This window comes from Rhizobiaceae bacterium, from assembly GCA_023953845.1.
Taxonomy (GTDB): Bacteria; Pseudomonadota; Alphaproteobacteria; order Rhizobiales; family Rhizobiaceae; genus Arvimicrobium.
In genome coordinates this window covers 1,969,613-1,983,760 of record JAMLJC010000001.1, presented here as the reverse complement: position 1 = coordinate 1,983,760, position 14,148 = coordinate 1,969,613, and the positions used below count along the sequence as shown (strand labels likewise).

The following is a 14,148-nucleotide window of genomic DNA, read 5'->3' as shown; positions in this document are numbered from 1 at the left end:
GCCACGGAAAGGCAAGCGCGTCGGTCCCACCGGCCGGTCAGATCGGCGCGAGCCAGCCGCGATAGCGCACGACAGGTCCCACCAGAGGCACCGATATGGCGACGTCGAAGCGGAAACGGCCATCCTCGTCCACGAATTCCGCCGTCTGGCTTTTGGGCGCCAGCGTCACCGGTATCGGCAGCCCGAGGAAGCGCCACGACACGATCGGCCACTCGACGCGGTCGTCGGCAACATGCAGGCGTATGACGAAGGAAAGCGGCCCGAAACGTTCCCGTAGAATGCCCTTGCCGTCGCCGGGCCTGCGGGACAGATACGAGCGAAACGGCCTGCCGTCGAAGCGGCGCGTCCAGCGTTCGCCATGCGCGGTCCTTTCCTTCGTCACCTCGACCTCGCAGCGTTCGGAGGCCGCCGGAAAGCCCAGTGCAAGTCCGATAAGGCGCGACAGCAAACCCTCGCCGCGTGTCACCGTGGCCTCGCCGGTGAAATGATCGCGGTCGTGGATGTCGGCCAGCCGTCGCCAGGCTGCGGGCATCGTTCTGGCTTCCTTGCCGAGCACCTGCTCAAGCATAGGCACCGCCGGATGTTCCTCGCGGCCGAAGCGAATCGCAAAGGGCGCAAGACCGGCTTCCACTTCCTGGAGCGAAAGGATTCCGACCGCAGGATAGGCGCCTTCCGGAAGCCCGACAGCCTTTCCGGAGCCAGAGGCCGCATCGCACGCGGACGGCGCCTGCCTGTCCCGGGCTGACGCGGACGTTGCGATATCCCCCTGCTCGTGGGCAGAGCGCGTGACCATGTCGTCCAGCAATCGCCGACAGATCAGAAAGGCCGGAGTCGGCGGAACTTCCGGTCCATCACCCTCTTCGGCGACGAGTGTCCAGCGGCGCTCGACCGTGTTGCCGTCCGGCAGGTGTCCGATGGCGCGGACGAGCATGCCGCCGCGATCGGAGCCGGAGCGCTCGAGCCGGTCGGCAACCCATTTGAGAGTGCGCGACAAGGGCAGCAGGGAAGAGACCAGACCGAGGCGCACCGGCCATGCCAGCGCCTTGAGGCCAAGATGCATCAGCTTTAGTTCGAGACCGGCCAGAAAGCGCACGGACCGGGCGCGATAACGTTCTGGGAAGAGAACAAGATCCGGAACACCGATCGGGCTGGCGAGGCGCGTCCGCACCGGCGCTGCCCCCCAGACAGTCAGATCGAACCGGGAAACCTCGTCCCATGCCGGCTCTTCCATCCATCGTCCACCGCGCCAGGCACGCAGCGGCCGCCCGGCCTGCCCGACAATGGACCGGACGACGGAAAGGCCGCGCGGAGCACGGTTGCCGGGCAGGATGACGCTTTCGACCAGCGCCACGCTTTCCATGCCTGCGGTCAGTTCGTCGAGCGCGGCGGCGGAGACGGCGGGTACGCTGCTGGCGCCGGAAATGACGCAGACGCCGGCCTGTTTCGCCACCCCGTCGAGCGCGCCGATACCCGTCACGAAGGCAGTGTCGTCGGCGAGGTCGAGATAATGCGCGCCTGCGGCGATGGCGGCGCGTGCCACGCAATACGGATCCTCGCCGTAGGACTGGAAAGGCCCGGCTGCGTCAATGACGATGTCGGGATGCAAAGGGATCAGGGCCTCGCACAGGTCGCCGTCTCGATCGAGCTTGAAGGGAGCGCCCCCATTTGTTCGGCAGAAAGCCTTGGCCTTGACGAGCGAGCGTCCGGCCACGACGATTTCCGCATCCGTTTCCGAGACGAGCCGGCGCGCCAGACGTCCGCCAAAGACGCCGTAGCCGCCGAGGACGACGATCCTAGCCAATCAGGCGATCCCGCAGGCGGCGATCGGGGATGTCGCAGTTGTCGCGCCGACCGAACAATGCGTAGCGGTTGCGGGCGACGCATCGGTAGAGCCAATCGCGCAGCGGCTCCGGCAGGAGCTTCAGCAGACGCAAGGCGCGCCACGGCCAGCCGAGCGCATCCGCCGTCGCGATCAGGCTCTCCATCCTCATGTAGCCGACGCCATCGGTGACGACGAGATTGGTCTCGTAGACCTCCGTCGGCAGGCCGTGGCGGCGGAACAGCGCTTCGCCGAGCGGCGATTGCGCCGTGGCGAAACGGAAGCGGTCGGCGCGGTCGAGCCGCGCGACCATGGTGGCGAAGCCGGAGCAGAACACGCATACGCCGTCAAAGACGATCAGGTTGCGGCCGGCGAGTTCCGGCGGCAGCAGTCCAGTCAAATCCGTCCGGCGGGTGTCAGCCTGCATTGTCGCCTGCGCCATCTCGCCGGAGAGGATACGCCGCGCATGGGAGCCCGCAAGACGACGACACGTCGCGGGTGCGCTTGTGACGCAGGGGACGAGGCCGTCAGCTCACATCCAGCTCGATGACGAATGGCAGCCGCGTGGCGCGCGCCCGGCGCAACGCTTCCGGCAGCTTCCCAAGGCTCGACACACGCTCCGAGGGCAGGCCGTAGGCGGCGGCGACCGCGCAGAAGTCCGGCGGGACGGGCGACACGCCCACCGGTTCCACCGACGCTCCGCGCATGCTGAGTTCTATCTCGCGATAGCCCATATTGTTCCAGACGACGAAGATCACGGGCGTATTGGCGTCCCGCGCGGTGCCAAGTTCGGACAGGGTGAACTGGAAGCCGCCGTCGCCCGTCAGGCATACGACCGGATTGCCGGGCCGGGCGAGCGCCGCCCCGATCGCCGCCGGCGGTCCATAGCCCAGCGCACCGAAGCCGGTGGCGGCGCTGAACCAGCCGCCGGGCAGGTCGTGATCGTAATAGAGGTTCGCGGCATAGACGGGCTGCGTCGAGTCTCCCACGATGATCGCTCCCGGCAGCGTGTCGCGGATCGCCTCCACCGCCTCGAGCTGCGCGTGCATATAGGGTTCCAGTTCGCCGCGCGCGGCCGAGCGTGCGGCTTCGGCGCGCGCCCTTCCATCGGCCCGCTCGGCCAGCGGCTTGCGCACGCTTTCGCGTATCGCTCCGGCGACGGCCGCAAGCGCGCGGGCCGCGTCCGCCTCGATCGCAACCGTCGCCGGACGGCGGCGAAGCTGGCCGTCATCGATGTCGATGCGCACCAGTCGGGGCGGCAGCACGAAGCCGCCATCGGCGTACATGTCATAGTCGGTGGGGCCGAACTCGGTGCCGACGGCGACGACCAGATCCGATTCCGCCATCAGCCGGCGCACGGCGGGCAGGCTCGGGCTGGCCGGAACGGCAAGAGGATGACGGTGCAGAAGGCCGCGCCCGTTGGCGGTGGTCACGACCGGCGCGTCGAGCAGTTCCGCAAAGGATATCAACTCCGCCTCGGCGCGCTTCGCGCCGCCGCCGGCCAGGATCAGAGGACGGTCGGCATTGGCGGCGCGTCGCGCCGCCTCGAGGATCGGGGCCTCCACCATCCTCAAATCGTCGCGCCAGGCGCGAGGCTCCGGCAGGGGCGCGGCCGGCCTGCCCATGACATCCAGCGGGATTTCGATGTGGATCGGACCCGGACGTCCGACGGCGAGGCGGGCGAAGGCTTCGTTTATCGCGTCCGCAAGCTGTTCCGGCCGTTCGACCCGCGTCGAGGAAAGCGCCACCTTCTGGATGAGGCCGCGCTGGTCCGGCAGCTCGTGAAGATAGCCGAGGCCCTTGCCCAGCGTCGCCAGCACGTTGACGCCCGAGATCACGACCATCGGGATGGAATCGGCGCGCGCCTGCGCCATCGCCGTGATCGTGTTGGTGAGGCCCGGCCCGGTGATGACGAAGGCGACGCCGGGCTTGCCTGAAACACGCGCATAGCCGTCGGCCATGAACCCCGCCCCCTGCTCATGGCGCGGCGTGACGTGACGGATCGTCGAGGCGGCAAGGCCGCGATAAAGCTCGATCGTGTGAACGCCCGGAATGCCGAAGACGATCTCGACGCCATTCGCTTCGAGCAGGCGGATGAGGGACTCGCCGACGGTCGTCATCATTCCCCTCTCAGCACCGGTCGCGTCAGGCAGGTGGGGCCGCCTTCGCAGGCGATGCAAAGCGCGTCCGCTGCAAAGGTGCTCACCATGCAGCCGGCGGCTTCCATCGCGGCCTTCGTCTTCGGGAAGCCGGCGACCGCGATGATATCGTGCGGCGCCGTCGGGAGGACATTCAGGCTGAGCCCGTTCGAGGCGAAGAACTCATCGGCGTCGCCCGCGACCAGCCTTATGCCGCGCGCTTTGAGCATCTGGTAAAAGGCAGCCGGCAGGAGCGGCGCATGGACCAGCGCCAGATCGTCGGCCAGCGGGCTGATGACCGACATGAGATGCAGGCAGGCCTCCTCTCCATGCCAGAGCGGCAGGTCGAAGCCGTAGACCGTGACGCCCTTCGCGCCCAGAATGTTGGCGAGCTGCTGGATGCCTTCCTGATTGGTGCGCACGCCGCGGCCCACCGCGAGGGTGCTGCCGTCCACCCAGACGCAGTCGCCGCCCTCGACCTGACCCGACGCCTCGATGCGCCCTAGGATCGGGATGCCGAGGCGGGCATATGCGGCCTCGTGCAAGGCCGGCTCCGGCGCGCGCAGCGGCTTGCCCATGCGCAGGATGATCGCGCCGAAATCCGTCATCAGCGAGGGGTCGTGGGTGAATACCGAATCCGCCAGCCCGTCCTCGATATCGTCCAGCCAGAGGATTTCCGCGCCGCTTGCCGCGACAAGACCGGCGAGGCCGTCATGCTGTTCCGTCGCGCGGCCGGGGTCGAAGCCGGCGCCGTAGTGCCAGCGCGCCGCGTCGGCTCCCTTCATCGCGCCGCGCGCCGCCCGCATCAGGACGCGGCGCAAGGGCGCAGCCATCGACTGGGCGCCGAAAGTTCTGAACAAAAGTGCCGACAAGCGCGTTCCTCCCGATCCGTCCCGAAAGGCATAGCCTCGACGCGCCTCGATGGACAAGACCAGCCGATTCCTTTCGGCCGCTTCATACGGTTCCGGCGGGTTGACGGCGGCGTGAATGCCGGTCCATCCTGCGGCAGGGAACAGCACCGCGTGACGGGCAAATGGGTTCAGGGTACCAGACGGGGCGGAAAGAACCGCTGCGCATGCGAGGCGGCAGATGACGCCGGCCGCCGCGCCGACCGTCCCTGCGGACGCCGGAAAAGGCGCGGCGGAAGCCATCCATATCGAGAACCTGCACAAGAAATTCGGCCAGCTTCACGTTCTGAAAGGCATCTCGTTCTCCGCCAGGGACGGCGAGGTGGTCGCAATCATCGGCGGCAGCGGTTCCGGCAAGTCGACTCTCCTGCGTTGCATCAACTGTCTCGAGAACCCGACCAGCGGACTGATCCGGGTCAACGGCGAGGAGATCCGCCTCAAGCCGGACGGCCACGGCAACAGCGTGCCGGCCGACCGGCGGCAGATCGAGCGAATCCGTTCGCGGCTCGGCATGGTGTTTCAGAGCTTCAATCTCTGGAGCCACATGACGCTGATCGAGAACATCATCGAGGTGCCGGTGCATGTGCTGGGCGTGAAGCGGACGGAGGCGATCGCCAACGCCGAAAAGCTGCTGGCGCGCGTCGGACTTGCGGAGAAGCGGGACGTCTACCCGGCCTTTCTTTCCGGCGGCCAGCAGCAGCGCGGCGCCATCGCGCGGGCGCTCGCCATCCAGCCGCGCGTCATGCTGTTCGACGAGCCGACCTCGGCGCTCGATCCGGAGCTTGTGGGCGAGGTTCTGAAGGTCATCGCCGATCTCGCAGCGGAAGGGCGCACCATGGTGCTCGTCACCCATGAGATGAAGTTCGCGCGGCAGGTGGCGACGCATGTCGTCTATCTTCACAATGGTCTGGTCGAGGAAGAAGGCCCTCCGGAGCGTATCTTCGGCGATCCGAAATCGGAGCGCCTCAGGCAGTTCCTGCGCAACATGCACTGACGCGCAGCGATGTATTCAAGCAAGAAAAAGGGAGCACTGGACATGAGGAAATTTCTGACAATCGCCGCAACGGCGCTTGGACTTGCCTTCGGCGCAGCTTCGGCACAGGCCGAAGCGATCAAGGTCGGCTTCTCGCCTGAAGCCTATCCGCCGTTCTACTCGCAGGATTCCTCCGGCAACTGGGGCGGATGGGAAGTCGAGATCATCCAGGCGATCTGCGGCGAGGCAAAGCTCGAATGCACGCTGACGCCGATCCCGTGGGACGGCCTCATTCCGGCGCTCACCTCCAAGAAGATCGACGCCATCATGAATTCGATGTCGATCACCGACGAGCGCAAGAAGACCATCGACTTCTCCGACAAGTATTACAACACCCCCACCGCCATCATCGGACCGAAGAGCGAGACGTTCGGCGCTACGCCGGAGGACCTCAAGGGCAAGGTGATCGGCGTGCAGGTCTCCACCGTGCATGCCGCCTACGCCAAGAAGCACTTCACCGAAGCCGCCGAGATCAAGGAATACCAGACACAGGACGAGGCCAATCAGGACCTGATCGCCGGCCGCATCGACGCGACCCAGGCCGACTCCATCGCTCTCGACGCCTTCCTGAAGGAAGCCGGCAAGGACTGCTGCGACCTCAAGGGCTATGTCGCGCCGGATGACGAGGTGCTCGGCCCCGGCGTCGGCGCCGGCGTCCGCAAGGAGGACACCGCACTCAGGGACAAGATCAGCGCGGCGATCAAGGCGATCCGCGACAACGGCAAATATGCCGAGATCACCAAGAAGTATTTCGACTTCGACGTCTACGGCGCCGACGGCCAGGCGAACTGATCCAATCCGGCTGCCGCGCCAAGGGCGCGGCAGCCCCGGACACGCCGGCCCGAAGCACGGGAGAGCCCTCTGCACGACCTGCTGGCAGTTACTTTCGCAGCGAGCACGCTGGAGCTGCTTTCGCTCAGCCCGCCGGGCTGGGGAAGCAACCTGCTCTACGGGCTTGGGAACTCGATCCTGATCGCTGCCGGCGGATTCGGGCTCGGCCTGCTGATCGGCATCGGCGGCGCCTATGGCAAGCTCTATGGCGGACCCGTCGTCCGCGACCTGCTGGAAGTCTATACGACCGTGGTGCGCGCCGTGCCGGAACTGGTGCTCATCCTGCTGCTCTATTTCGCCGGCACCGACCTCATCAACCGGCTGCTCGAAGCTTTCGGCTACGCGCCGGTCGACATAAACGGGCTGGTGGCGGGAATCGGCGTGATCGGCGTCGTCCAGGGCGCCTATTCGACCGAAGTGCTGCGCGGCGCCATCCTTTCGATACCGCAGGGCCAGATCGAGGCGGCGCGCGCCTACGGCATGCCGCCGGGTCTGCTGATGCGCCGCATCACGCTGCCGGCCATGCTTCCCTTCGCCATTCCGGGCCTCGCCAATCTCTGGCTGATCGCCACCAAGGACACCGCGCTGCTCGCCGTCGTGGGCTTCAACGAGCTCACGCAGACGACGCGCAACGCGGCCGGCGCGACGAAGGCCTACTTCACCTTCTTCATGGCCGCCGGCATGCTCTACCTCGCGCTGACGCTCGTCTCGACCTTCATCATCGCCCGGGTCGAACGCCGGGCGCGGCGCGGCACGCCGGATCTGGGCGGAGCGCACTGATGACCGACATCGCGCTCGACACGACAAGATGGCAGCGCATGCTGGGCTGGCTGCAGCCGCACCGCATCGTGCTTATCGCCATCGCGCTGGCGATCGTCATATGCGCGGCGCTCTTCATGCGCTGGGACTGGCTGCCGAACTATATCGGCCTCGCGCTGCAAGGGCTCTGGCGCACCATCTGGCTGCTCGTCGTGACATGCGCGCTCGGACTGGCTCTCGCCATCCCGCTCGGACTCGCGCAAGTGACGGGACCGTGGTTCCTCGGCCTGCCGGCAAAAGCCTTCTGCACGGTCATCCGCGGCACGCCGCTGCTTTTGCAGCTCTGGCTGCTCTATTTCGGGCTCGGCTCGCTGTTTCCGCAATTTCCGTGGATTCGCGAATCCTTCCTGTGGCCATATCTCAGGCAGGCATGGCCGTATGGCGTGCTGGCGCTGACGCTCTCCTATGCCGGCTACGAAGGAGAAGTGATGCGCGGCGCCTTTGCCGGCGTCGCCAGAGGACAGCTGGAGGCGGCGCGCGCCTTCGGCATGAGCCGATGGAAGATCTTCCGGCGCATCTGGCTGCCGCAGGCGCTGCACCGGGCGCTGCCGACACTGACCGGCGAAACCGTGCTGCAGCTCAAGGCGACGCCGCTCGTCGCGACGATCACCATGGTCGACATCTACTCGGTCGCCTCGCGGGTCCGGCAGGAGACGTTCATCACCTATGAACCGCTGTTGCTGCTCGCGCTGGTCTATCTCACAATCACAGGCGTTCTCGTCTTTGCCTTCCGCAAGCTCGAAGCGCGCATTCCGCAAAGGCTCGGATGAGCGACGATCCCGATATCGTCCGCATGTCGATGGACGACGCTGCGAAGCTGTGCGCCGACACCGCGATGCGGCTCGGCGCATCGGCGCAAACGGCATGGTCGCTGGCGCGCTCTGCGGTGGCGGCGGAGGCGGAGCGCCAGCCGAATGTCGGCCTCTCACATTTCCTGGACTATCTCGACGCCATCAAGGCGGGACGCATCGACGCGAGAGCCGTTCCAGAAATCACCATGCCCGCTCCGGCCATCATAGCCTCGGATGCCCGGCAGGGAGCCGCGCATACCGGTTTCGACCTCGCTTTCGACAGGCTCGTGGCGACGGCAAAGCAACTCGGCGTCGCCCTGTTCAGCCAGCGCAATGCGTTTACCTGCGGCGCGCTCGGCTACTTCACCGCGCGCCTCGCGGAGCAGGGACTGGCCGCTTTCGCCGCGACCAACGGGCCGGCGCTGATGTCGCCCGCGGCGGGAACGAAGCCCGTCTACTGCACCAATCCGCTCGCCTTTTCCGCTCCGTCGGCCGACGGCGGCCATCTGACTATCGATCAGGCGTCGAGCGCAACGGCTTTCGTCAACATCCGCAAGGCCGCCGAGGAAGGTCGTCCGATTCCGGAGGGGTGGGCGATCGACGTGGAGGGAAAGCCCACGACCGATTCCGCGGCGGCGGTGCGCGGCGCGCTGCTCGCTTTCGGTGGAAGCCGGGGCGCCAACATCGCGCTTATGGTGGAGGTTATGGCGGCCGGTCTGAGCGGCGCCAACTGGTCGGTCGACGCGCCGCCGTTCAACAGCGGCGATCGCGGTCCGGCGACGGGTCTGACCGTGATAGCGATTTGCACCGACCTCATCGAACCGGATTTCACGCAGCGGCTGGCATCCTACCTCGACCGACTCGCCAATGTGTATGGAGTGCATATCCCGGGACATTCAAAAATCGCCGCGAGCCGACAGGCTGCAACGGAAGGACTTGCCGTTTCGCGCGCGCTCCTCGCGCGTATTTCGCGTTACGCATAAAAGAACCCCGCCGAAGCGGGGTTCCTCGCGCCTGAGACGGAGCCTTCAGTGGCGCGAAAGCCAGTCGTCGATGTCGCGCTCGGCGTCGTCCTGGACCTTGCCGTAACGCTCCTGAATCCTGCCTGCCAATTCCTTGCGCTTGCCGGCGATGACGTCGAGATCGTCATTGGTGAGCTTCCCCCACTGCTGCTGGACCTTGCCCTTGAACTGTTCCCAATTGCCTTCGATCTGGTTCCAATTCATCAGATTCTCCTTTCATTTCTGGCACTTGCCTGTGCCAACAACGTCCATGGGCGGTAACGGTTCCCGGCTCTTCGCTGACATCGCGCTGGAATAAAGTTGATTGGACTGTGAAGGTTTTTGATCGTTGTGTGCAATGCAACATAAAAAGGAGTGCATACGCAATGACCGACGCCGCAATCGGCTCCACCCAGACGGGTCGCCGCCTCATCGTTCCCCCGCTCGGAAAGGCCTATGCATCGCTCGGACCGGCAGCGGAGACGCTGATGAGAGTGGTCGCGGGGCTCTCGCTGGTGACGCATGGCTGGGGGAAGATCCAGAATCCGTTCGGCGCTGCCGGAATGGTCGAGGGGCTGGGCTTTTATCCGGGCGTCTTCTGGTCGCCGCTGCTGGCCGCGACCGAATTCTTCGGCGGCATCCTCATTGCCATCGGACTGCTCACGCGACCGGCGGCCTTCGCGGCGACGATCGTGCTGCTCGTCACCGTCTACTTCCACTGGATCGTGCAGGGCGAAGGCTTTGCGGGCGCGGAAAAGTCGATCATCTGGGCGGCGGTGATGCTGTTCTTCGCCATACGCGGCGGCAACCGCCATTCGCTGGATGCAAGGCTCGGACGGGAGTTCTGAAGCAGCAGTTCAGATGTGCAACGCTCGGCCGAGGCCTTTGAGCGCCGCCTCCTGAAATGCCTCGCCCTGCGTCGGATGGGCATGGATGGTTCCCGCCACGTCTTCCAGACAGGCGCCCATCTCGATCGCCAGACCGAACGCCGCGGAAAGCTCCGAAACACCCCGGCCGACAGCCTGAATGCCGAGCACGAGGTGGTTGTCGGCGCGGGCGACGATGCGGACGAAGCCTTCCTCGGCCTGCATGGTCATGGCGCGGCCATTGGCCGAGAAGGGGAACTGGCCGATTTTCACGTCGTGGCCTGCCTTCTTCGCTTCGGCGGGCGACAGGCCGACCGTCACGATCTCGGGATCGGTGAAGCAGACTGCGGCAATGCCGCGCTTGTCCCAACTGCGCCTGTGGCCGGCGACAATCTCTGCCACCATCTCGCCCTGAGCCATGGCGCGATGCGCCAGCATCGGCTCGCCGGTGACGTCTCCGATTGCATGGATGCCGGACATGGAGGTCCGGCACTGGTCGTCGATCGCGATGAAGCGGCCGGCCATGTCGAGAACCAGTTCCTCGCGGCCCCAGCCCTCGGTGACCGGCTTGCGGCCGACGGTCACGAGGATGCGCTCGGCGGCGAGACGGCGCTGCCCGCCATCGGACGCCGTGATCATCAGTTCCCCGGTCTTCGCATGGAGGCCTTCGACCTTCGCGCCGAGCATCAATTCCACACCGAGCGCCGCGAGCCGCTTCTCGACCGGCCGCGTCAGCTCGGCGTCGTAGAGCGGCAGGATGCGATCGGCGGCTTCCAGCACGGTCACTTTCGACCCGAGCTTCGCGAAAGCCGTACCAAGCTCCAGCCCGATATAGCCGGCACCGATGACGGCGAGGGTTTCCGGCACCGTTGGCAGGGAAAGCGCTTCGGTCGAGGAGATGACATTGCCACCAAAACGCAGGGAAGGCAGTTCCACCGGCTCCGATCCCGTCGCGATAACGATGTTCTCGGCACGCACGAGCTGCTCGCCCGTTTCGGTCTCCACCACCACCGTCTTGCCGTCGCGAAAACGCGCCTGACCGTGGAGGATTTTCACATGCGCTTTCTTGAGCAGGGCCGTCACGCCGGACGTCAACCGACCGACGATGCCGTCCTTCCATTCGACCGTCGCGGTGAGGTCGATGGCGGGATCGGCAACGGTGATCCCGAGGCGGCCGCGCGCCATCGCCTTCGCCGCCTCGAACTCGTCCGCCGCGTGGATCAGCGCCTTGGAGGGGATGCAGCCGATGTTGAGGCAGGTGCCACCCGGCTTCCGGGCCTCGACGATCACGGTGTCGATGCCGAGCTGTCCGGCGCGGATGGCGCAGACATAGCCGCCGGGACCCGCGCCGATGACCAGAAGCTTGCAGGAGATGTCTTTCATAGGCATTCCACCTCAAGATCCCCTCTCCGCCTCGCTTCGCTCGGCACCTCTCCCCAAAGGGGCGAGGAACCGAGGCTGGAGAAGTGCCGGCGTTGCGACCGCAGTTCCTCCACCCTTTGGGGGGAGGTGGCCCGAAGGGCCGGAGAGGGGTTCTTCACGGATTCACCCCTCCACGAAAATCATCGCCGGCGTTTCGAGCAGCGCCTTGATGCGCTGGACGAAGACCGCAGCGTCCCACCCGTCAATGACGCGGTGGTCGAAGCTCGACGACAGGTTCATCATCTTGCGCGGCACGAACTGCGCACCGTCCCAGACCGGGCGGACCATGATCTTGTTGACGCCGACAATGGCGACCTCAGGATAATTGATCACAGGCGTCGTGGCGACGCCGCCCATCGCGCCGAGCGAGGTGATGGTGATGGTCGACCCCGATAGCTCCTCGCGCGTCGCGCTGCCGGCCTTGGCCGTATCGGCGAGGCGGTTGACCTCGGATGCGCAATCCCACAGATCGCGCGCCTCCGCATGCTTCACCACCGGCACGACGAGCCCGTTCGGCGTCTGCGCGGCGATGCCGATATGGATGCCGCCATGGCGGCGGATCACGCCCGCCTCGTCGTCATAGAGCGCGTTGATCTGCGGCTGCTCGGCGATCGCCTTCGCCATGGCCCGCATCAGGAAGGGCAGGATGGTCAGCTTGGGGCGGTCGGCGCGTTTGGCTCCGTTGAGCTTCGCGCGCAGTTCCTCCAGTTCGGTGACGTCGATCTCCTCGACATAGGTGATGTGCGGGATGCGGGATTTCGCCAGCGCCATCTTCTCGGCGATCTTCCGGCGAAGCCCGACGACCTTGATTTCCTCGACATCATCGCGCGGCATCAGACCGGAGCTTCCGCGCATTGCCGCGCCCGAGCCGCGCGCCAGAAAAGCGTCGAGATCCTCATGGGTGATGCGGCCCGCGCCACCCGAGCCCGGAACCTGCCGCAAGTCTATGCCGGCTTCCCTCGCCCGCAGGCGGACGGCGGGCGAGGCGAGCGGCTTCTCGCCTTCAGGGCGGGGGGCCGCAGACGTACCCCCACCCCTGACCCCTCCCCACAAGGGGGAGGAGGACTGGGGCTTCACGCGTGGCGCCGCGTACTGATCAGAAGTGATTTTCGACGTTTCGGCAAACTTTGACCCGTCGTCGGCAGGACCTGGCGTCTTTTCCCCTCCCCCTTGTGGGGAGGGGTCAGGGGTGGGGGTATTCTCCTTCGCCGTCTTCCCTGGCGCCGGGGGGTACGCATCCCCGCCCTTCACATTGCCTTCGCCCTGCACCTTCAGGCGGATAATCGGCGATCCCACCGGTACGGTATCGCCGATCTCCGCTCCGAGCCAGATCACCTCTCCCTCGACCGGTGACGGTATCTCGACCGTCGCCTTGTCGGTCATCACCGCTGCGAGCACGGCATCCTCGCGCACGAGATCGCCGATCTTCACATGCCACTCGACCAGTTCGGCCTCGGCGACGCCCTCGCCGACATCCGGAAGCTTGATGACGTGCTCGCCCATCCTCACGCCTCCATCGTTTCGATCATGGCCTTGCCGAGACGCGCGGGGCCGGGGAAATAGTCCCACTCCTGCGCGTGCGGGTACGGCGTGTCCCATCCGGTGACGCGGATGATCGGCGCTTCCAGATGGTAGAAGCAGTGCCGCTGCACGAGCGCGGCCAGTTCCGCACCGAAGCCGGAGGTCCGCGTCGCCTCGTGCACGATCACGCAGCGGCCGGTCTTCTTCACCGATGCCACGATTGCGTCGAGGTCGAGCGGCAGCAGCGTCCTGAGGTCGAGGATCTCGGCGTCGATGCCGGTGTCCTCGGCCGCCGCCTGCGCGACATAGACCATGGTGCCGTAGGCAAGCACGGTCAGCGCCTTTCCTTCGCGGCGGACGGCTGCCTTGCCGAGCGGGATCTCGTAATGGCCGGCCGGCACCTCGCCAAGCTCGTGCTTCGCCCACGGCGTCACCGGGCGCTCGTGATGGCCGTCGAACGGGCCGTTGTAGAGCCGTTTGGGCTCCAGGAAGATCACCGGATCGGGGTCGGCGATGGCGGAGATCAGAAGCCCCTTGGCGTCGTGCGGATTGGACGGCACCACGACCTTGAGGCCTGAGACATGGGTGAACAGCGCTTCCGGGCTCTGGCTGTGCGTCTGGCCGCCGAAGATGCCGCCGCCGGTTGGCATGCGCACCACGATCGGGCAGGTGAACTGCCCGTTCGAGCGATAGCGCAACCGTGCCGCCTCGGACACGATCTGGTCATAGGCCGGATAGACATAGTCGGCGAACTGCACCTCGACGCAGGGCCGGAGGCCATAGGCGGCCATGCCGATCGCCGTGCCGACGATGCCCAGTTCGCTGATCGGCGTGTCGAAACAGCGGCTGGTGCCGTATTTCTGCTGAAGCCCTTGCGTGGCACGGAAGACGCCGCCGAAATAGCCGACATCCTCGCCGAAGACGACGACATTGTCGTCGCGCTCCATGGCGACGTCCATGGCCTCGCGGATCGCCTCGATCATGGTCTTGCGGGGCATC

General features: G+C 66.2%; 14 protein-coding genes. 6 read left to right on the top strand and 8 right to left on the bottom strand.

Going from position 1 to position 14,148, the window contains the following annotated elements; translation table 11 throughout:
- Positions 1-37 precede the first annotated feature (37 nt).
- The 4 genes from M9955_09760 to M9955_09745 form a co-directional block, all read right to left on the bottom strand.
- Positions 38-1,801 (bottom strand): DUF4166 domain-containing protein, encoded by a 1,764-nt coding sequence (locus M9955_09760; protein MCO5081927.1) that lies wholly within the window; start codon positions 1,799-1,801, stop codon positions 38-40.
- Positions 1,794-2,246, bottom strand: a complete 453-nt coding sequence (locus M9955_09755; GenBank protein MCO5081926.1) for a DCC1-like thiol-disulfide oxidoreductase family protein — start codon at positions 2,244-2,246, stop codon at positions 1,794-1,796. Before M9955_09755 ends, M9955_09760 begins: the two co-directional genes overlap by 8 nt.
- A 100-nt stretch (positions 2,247-2,346) precedes the next feature.
- Positions 2,347-3,939 carry a 5-guanidino-2-oxopentanoate decarboxylase gene (locus M9955_09750; protein MCO5081925.1) on the bottom strand — a complete coding sequence of 531 codons (1,593 nt, stop codon included), beginning with the start codon at positions 3,937-3,939 and terminating at the stop codon, positions 2,347-2,349.
- Positions 3,939-4,790, bottom strand: a complete 852-nt coding sequence (locus M9955_09745; GenBank protein MCO5081924.1) for an arginine deiminase family protein — start codon at positions 4,788-4,790, stop codon at positions 3,939-3,941. The genes M9955_09750 and M9955_09745 overlap by 1 nt, the downstream gene beginning before the upstream one ends.
- 256 nt (positions 4,791-5,046) lie before the next feature.
- Between M9955_09745 and M9955_09740 the strand changes: the two genes are divergently transcribed.
- The 5 genes from M9955_09740 to M9955_09720 all read left to right on the top strand — a co-directional run bounded on the left by M9955_09740 (position 5,047) and on the right by M9955_09720 (position 9,322).
- Entirely contained in the window at positions 5,047-5,859 is an 813-nt protein-coding gene (locus M9955_09740) for an ABC transporter ATP-binding protein (protein MCO5081923.1), read from the top strand.
- Between the two features lie 42 nt (positions 5,860-5,901).
- The gene (locus M9955_09735; GenBank protein MCO5081922.1) at positions 5,902-6,690 is read left to right on the top strand and encodes a transporter substrate-binding domain-containing protein; all 789 of its coding nucleotides are present in this window, start codon (positions 5,902-5,904) and stop codon (positions 6,688-6,690) included.
- Between the two features lie 81 nt (positions 6,691-6,771).
- Positions 6,772-7,509 (top strand): ABC transporter permease subunit, encoded by a 738-nt coding sequence (locus M9955_09730; GenBank protein MCO5081921.1) that lies wholly within the window; start codon positions 6,772-6,774, stop codon positions 7,507-7,509.
- Positions 7,509-8,318 carry an ABC transporter permease gene (locus M9955_09725; GenBank protein ID MCO5081920.1) on the top strand — a complete coding sequence of 270 codons (810 nt, stop codon included), beginning with the start codon at positions 7,509-7,511 and terminating at the stop codon, positions 8,316-8,318. Before M9955_09730 ends, M9955_09725 begins: the two co-directional genes overlap by 1 nt.
- Positions 8,315-9,322, top strand: a complete 1,008-nt coding sequence (locus M9955_09720) for an Ldh family oxidoreductase (GenBank protein MCO5081919.1) — start codon at positions 8,315-8,317, stop codon at positions 9,320-9,322. The genes M9955_09725 and M9955_09720 overlap by 4 nt, the downstream gene beginning before the upstream one ends.
- Positions 9,323-9,367: 45 nt before the next feature.
- Here M9955_09720 and M9955_09715 read toward each other — a convergent pair whose 3' ends face one another.
- Entirely contained in the window at positions 9,368-9,565 is a 198-nt protein-coding gene (locus tag M9955_09715) for a CsbD family protein (GenBank protein ID MCO5081918.1), read from the bottom strand.
- A gap of 161 nt (positions 9,566-9,726) precedes the next feature.
- Between M9955_09715 and M9955_09710 the strand changes: the two genes are divergently transcribed.
- Positions 9,727-10,188, top strand: coding sequence for a DoxX family protein (locus M9955_09710; GenBank protein MCO5081917.1), 462 nt, complete (start codon positions 9,727-9,729; stop codon positions 10,186-10,188).
- Between the two features lie 9 nt (positions 10,189-10,197).
- Here the strand turns inward: M9955_09710 and lpdA are convergent, their stop codons facing one another.
- The 3 genes from lpdA to M9955_09695 all read right to left on the bottom strand — a co-directional run bounded on the left by lpdA (position 10,198) and on the right by M9955_09695 (position 14,147).
- Positions 10,198-11,589: a dihydrolipoyl dehydrogenase gene (lpdA, locus tag M9955_09705; GenBank protein ID MCO5081916.1), complete on the bottom strand. Its 1,392-nt coding sequence runs from the start codon at positions 11,587-11,589 to the stop codon at positions 10,198-10,200.
- 162 nt (positions 11,590-11,751) lie between these two features.
- Positions 11,752-13,131, bottom strand: coding sequence for a 2-oxo acid dehydrogenase subunit E2 (locus M9955_09700; protein ID MCO5081915.1), 1,380 nt, complete (start codon positions 13,129-13,131; stop codon positions 11,752-11,754).
- Positions 13,132-13,133: 2 nt separating this feature from the next.
- Positions 13,134-14,147 carry an alpha-ketoacid dehydrogenase subunit beta gene (locus M9955_09695; protein MCO5081914.1) on the bottom strand — a complete coding sequence of 338 codons (1,014 nt, stop codon included), beginning with the start codon at positions 14,145-14,147 and terminating at the stop codon, positions 13,134-13,136.
- Between the last annotated feature and the right edge of the window lies 1 nt (position 14,148).

Bases quoted from the DNA above. Each gene is read 5' to 3' on its own strand.
- M9955_09745 (MCO5081924.1), bottom strand. From the start codon at position 4,790: ATGGCTGCGCCCTTGCGCCGCGTCCTGATGCGGGCGGCGCGCGGCGCG.
- M9955_09735 (MCO5081922.1), top strand. From the start codon at position 5,902: ATGAGGAAATTTCTGACAATCGCCGCAACGGCGCTTGGACTTGCCTTC.
- M9955_09755 (MCO5081926.1), bottom strand. From the start codon at position 2,246: ATGCAGGCTGACACCCGCCGGACGGATTTGACTGGACTGCTGCCGCCG.
- M9955_09695 (MCO5081914.1), bottom strand. From the start codon at position 14,147: ATGCCCCGCAAGACCATGATCGAGGCGATCCGCGAGGCCATGGACGTC.
- M9955_09725 (MCO5081920.1), top strand. From the start codon at position 7,509: ATGACCGACATCGCGCTCGACACGACAAGATGGCAGCGCATGCTGGGC.
- M9955_09715 (MCO5081918.1), bottom strand. From the start codon at position 9,565: ATGAATTGGAACCAGATCGAAGGCAATTGGGAACAGTTCAAGGGCAAG.
- M9955_09710 (MCO5081917.1), top strand. From the start codon at position 9,727: ATGACCGACGCCGCAATCGGCTCCACCCAGACGGGTCGCCGCCTCATC.
- lpdA (MCO5081916.1), bottom strand. From the start codon at position 11,589: ATGAAAGACATCTCCTGCAAGCTTCTGGTCATCGGCGCGGGTCCCGGC.
- M9955_09750 (MCO5081925.1), bottom strand. From the start codon at position 3,939: ATGACGACCGTCGGCGAGTCCCTCATCCGCCTGCTCGAAGCGAATGGC.
- M9955_09720 (MCO5081919.1), top strand. From the start codon at position 8,315: ATGAGCGACGATCCCGATATCGTCCGCATGTCGATGGACGACGCTGCG.
- M9955_09700 (MCO5081915.1), bottom strand. From the start codon at position 13,131: ATGGGCGAGCACGTCATCAAGCTTCCGGATGTCGGCGAGGGCGTCGCC.
- M9955_09740 (MCO5081923.1), top strand. From the start codon at position 5,047: ATGACGCCGGCCGCCGCGCCGACCGTCCCTGCGGACGCCGGAAAAGGC.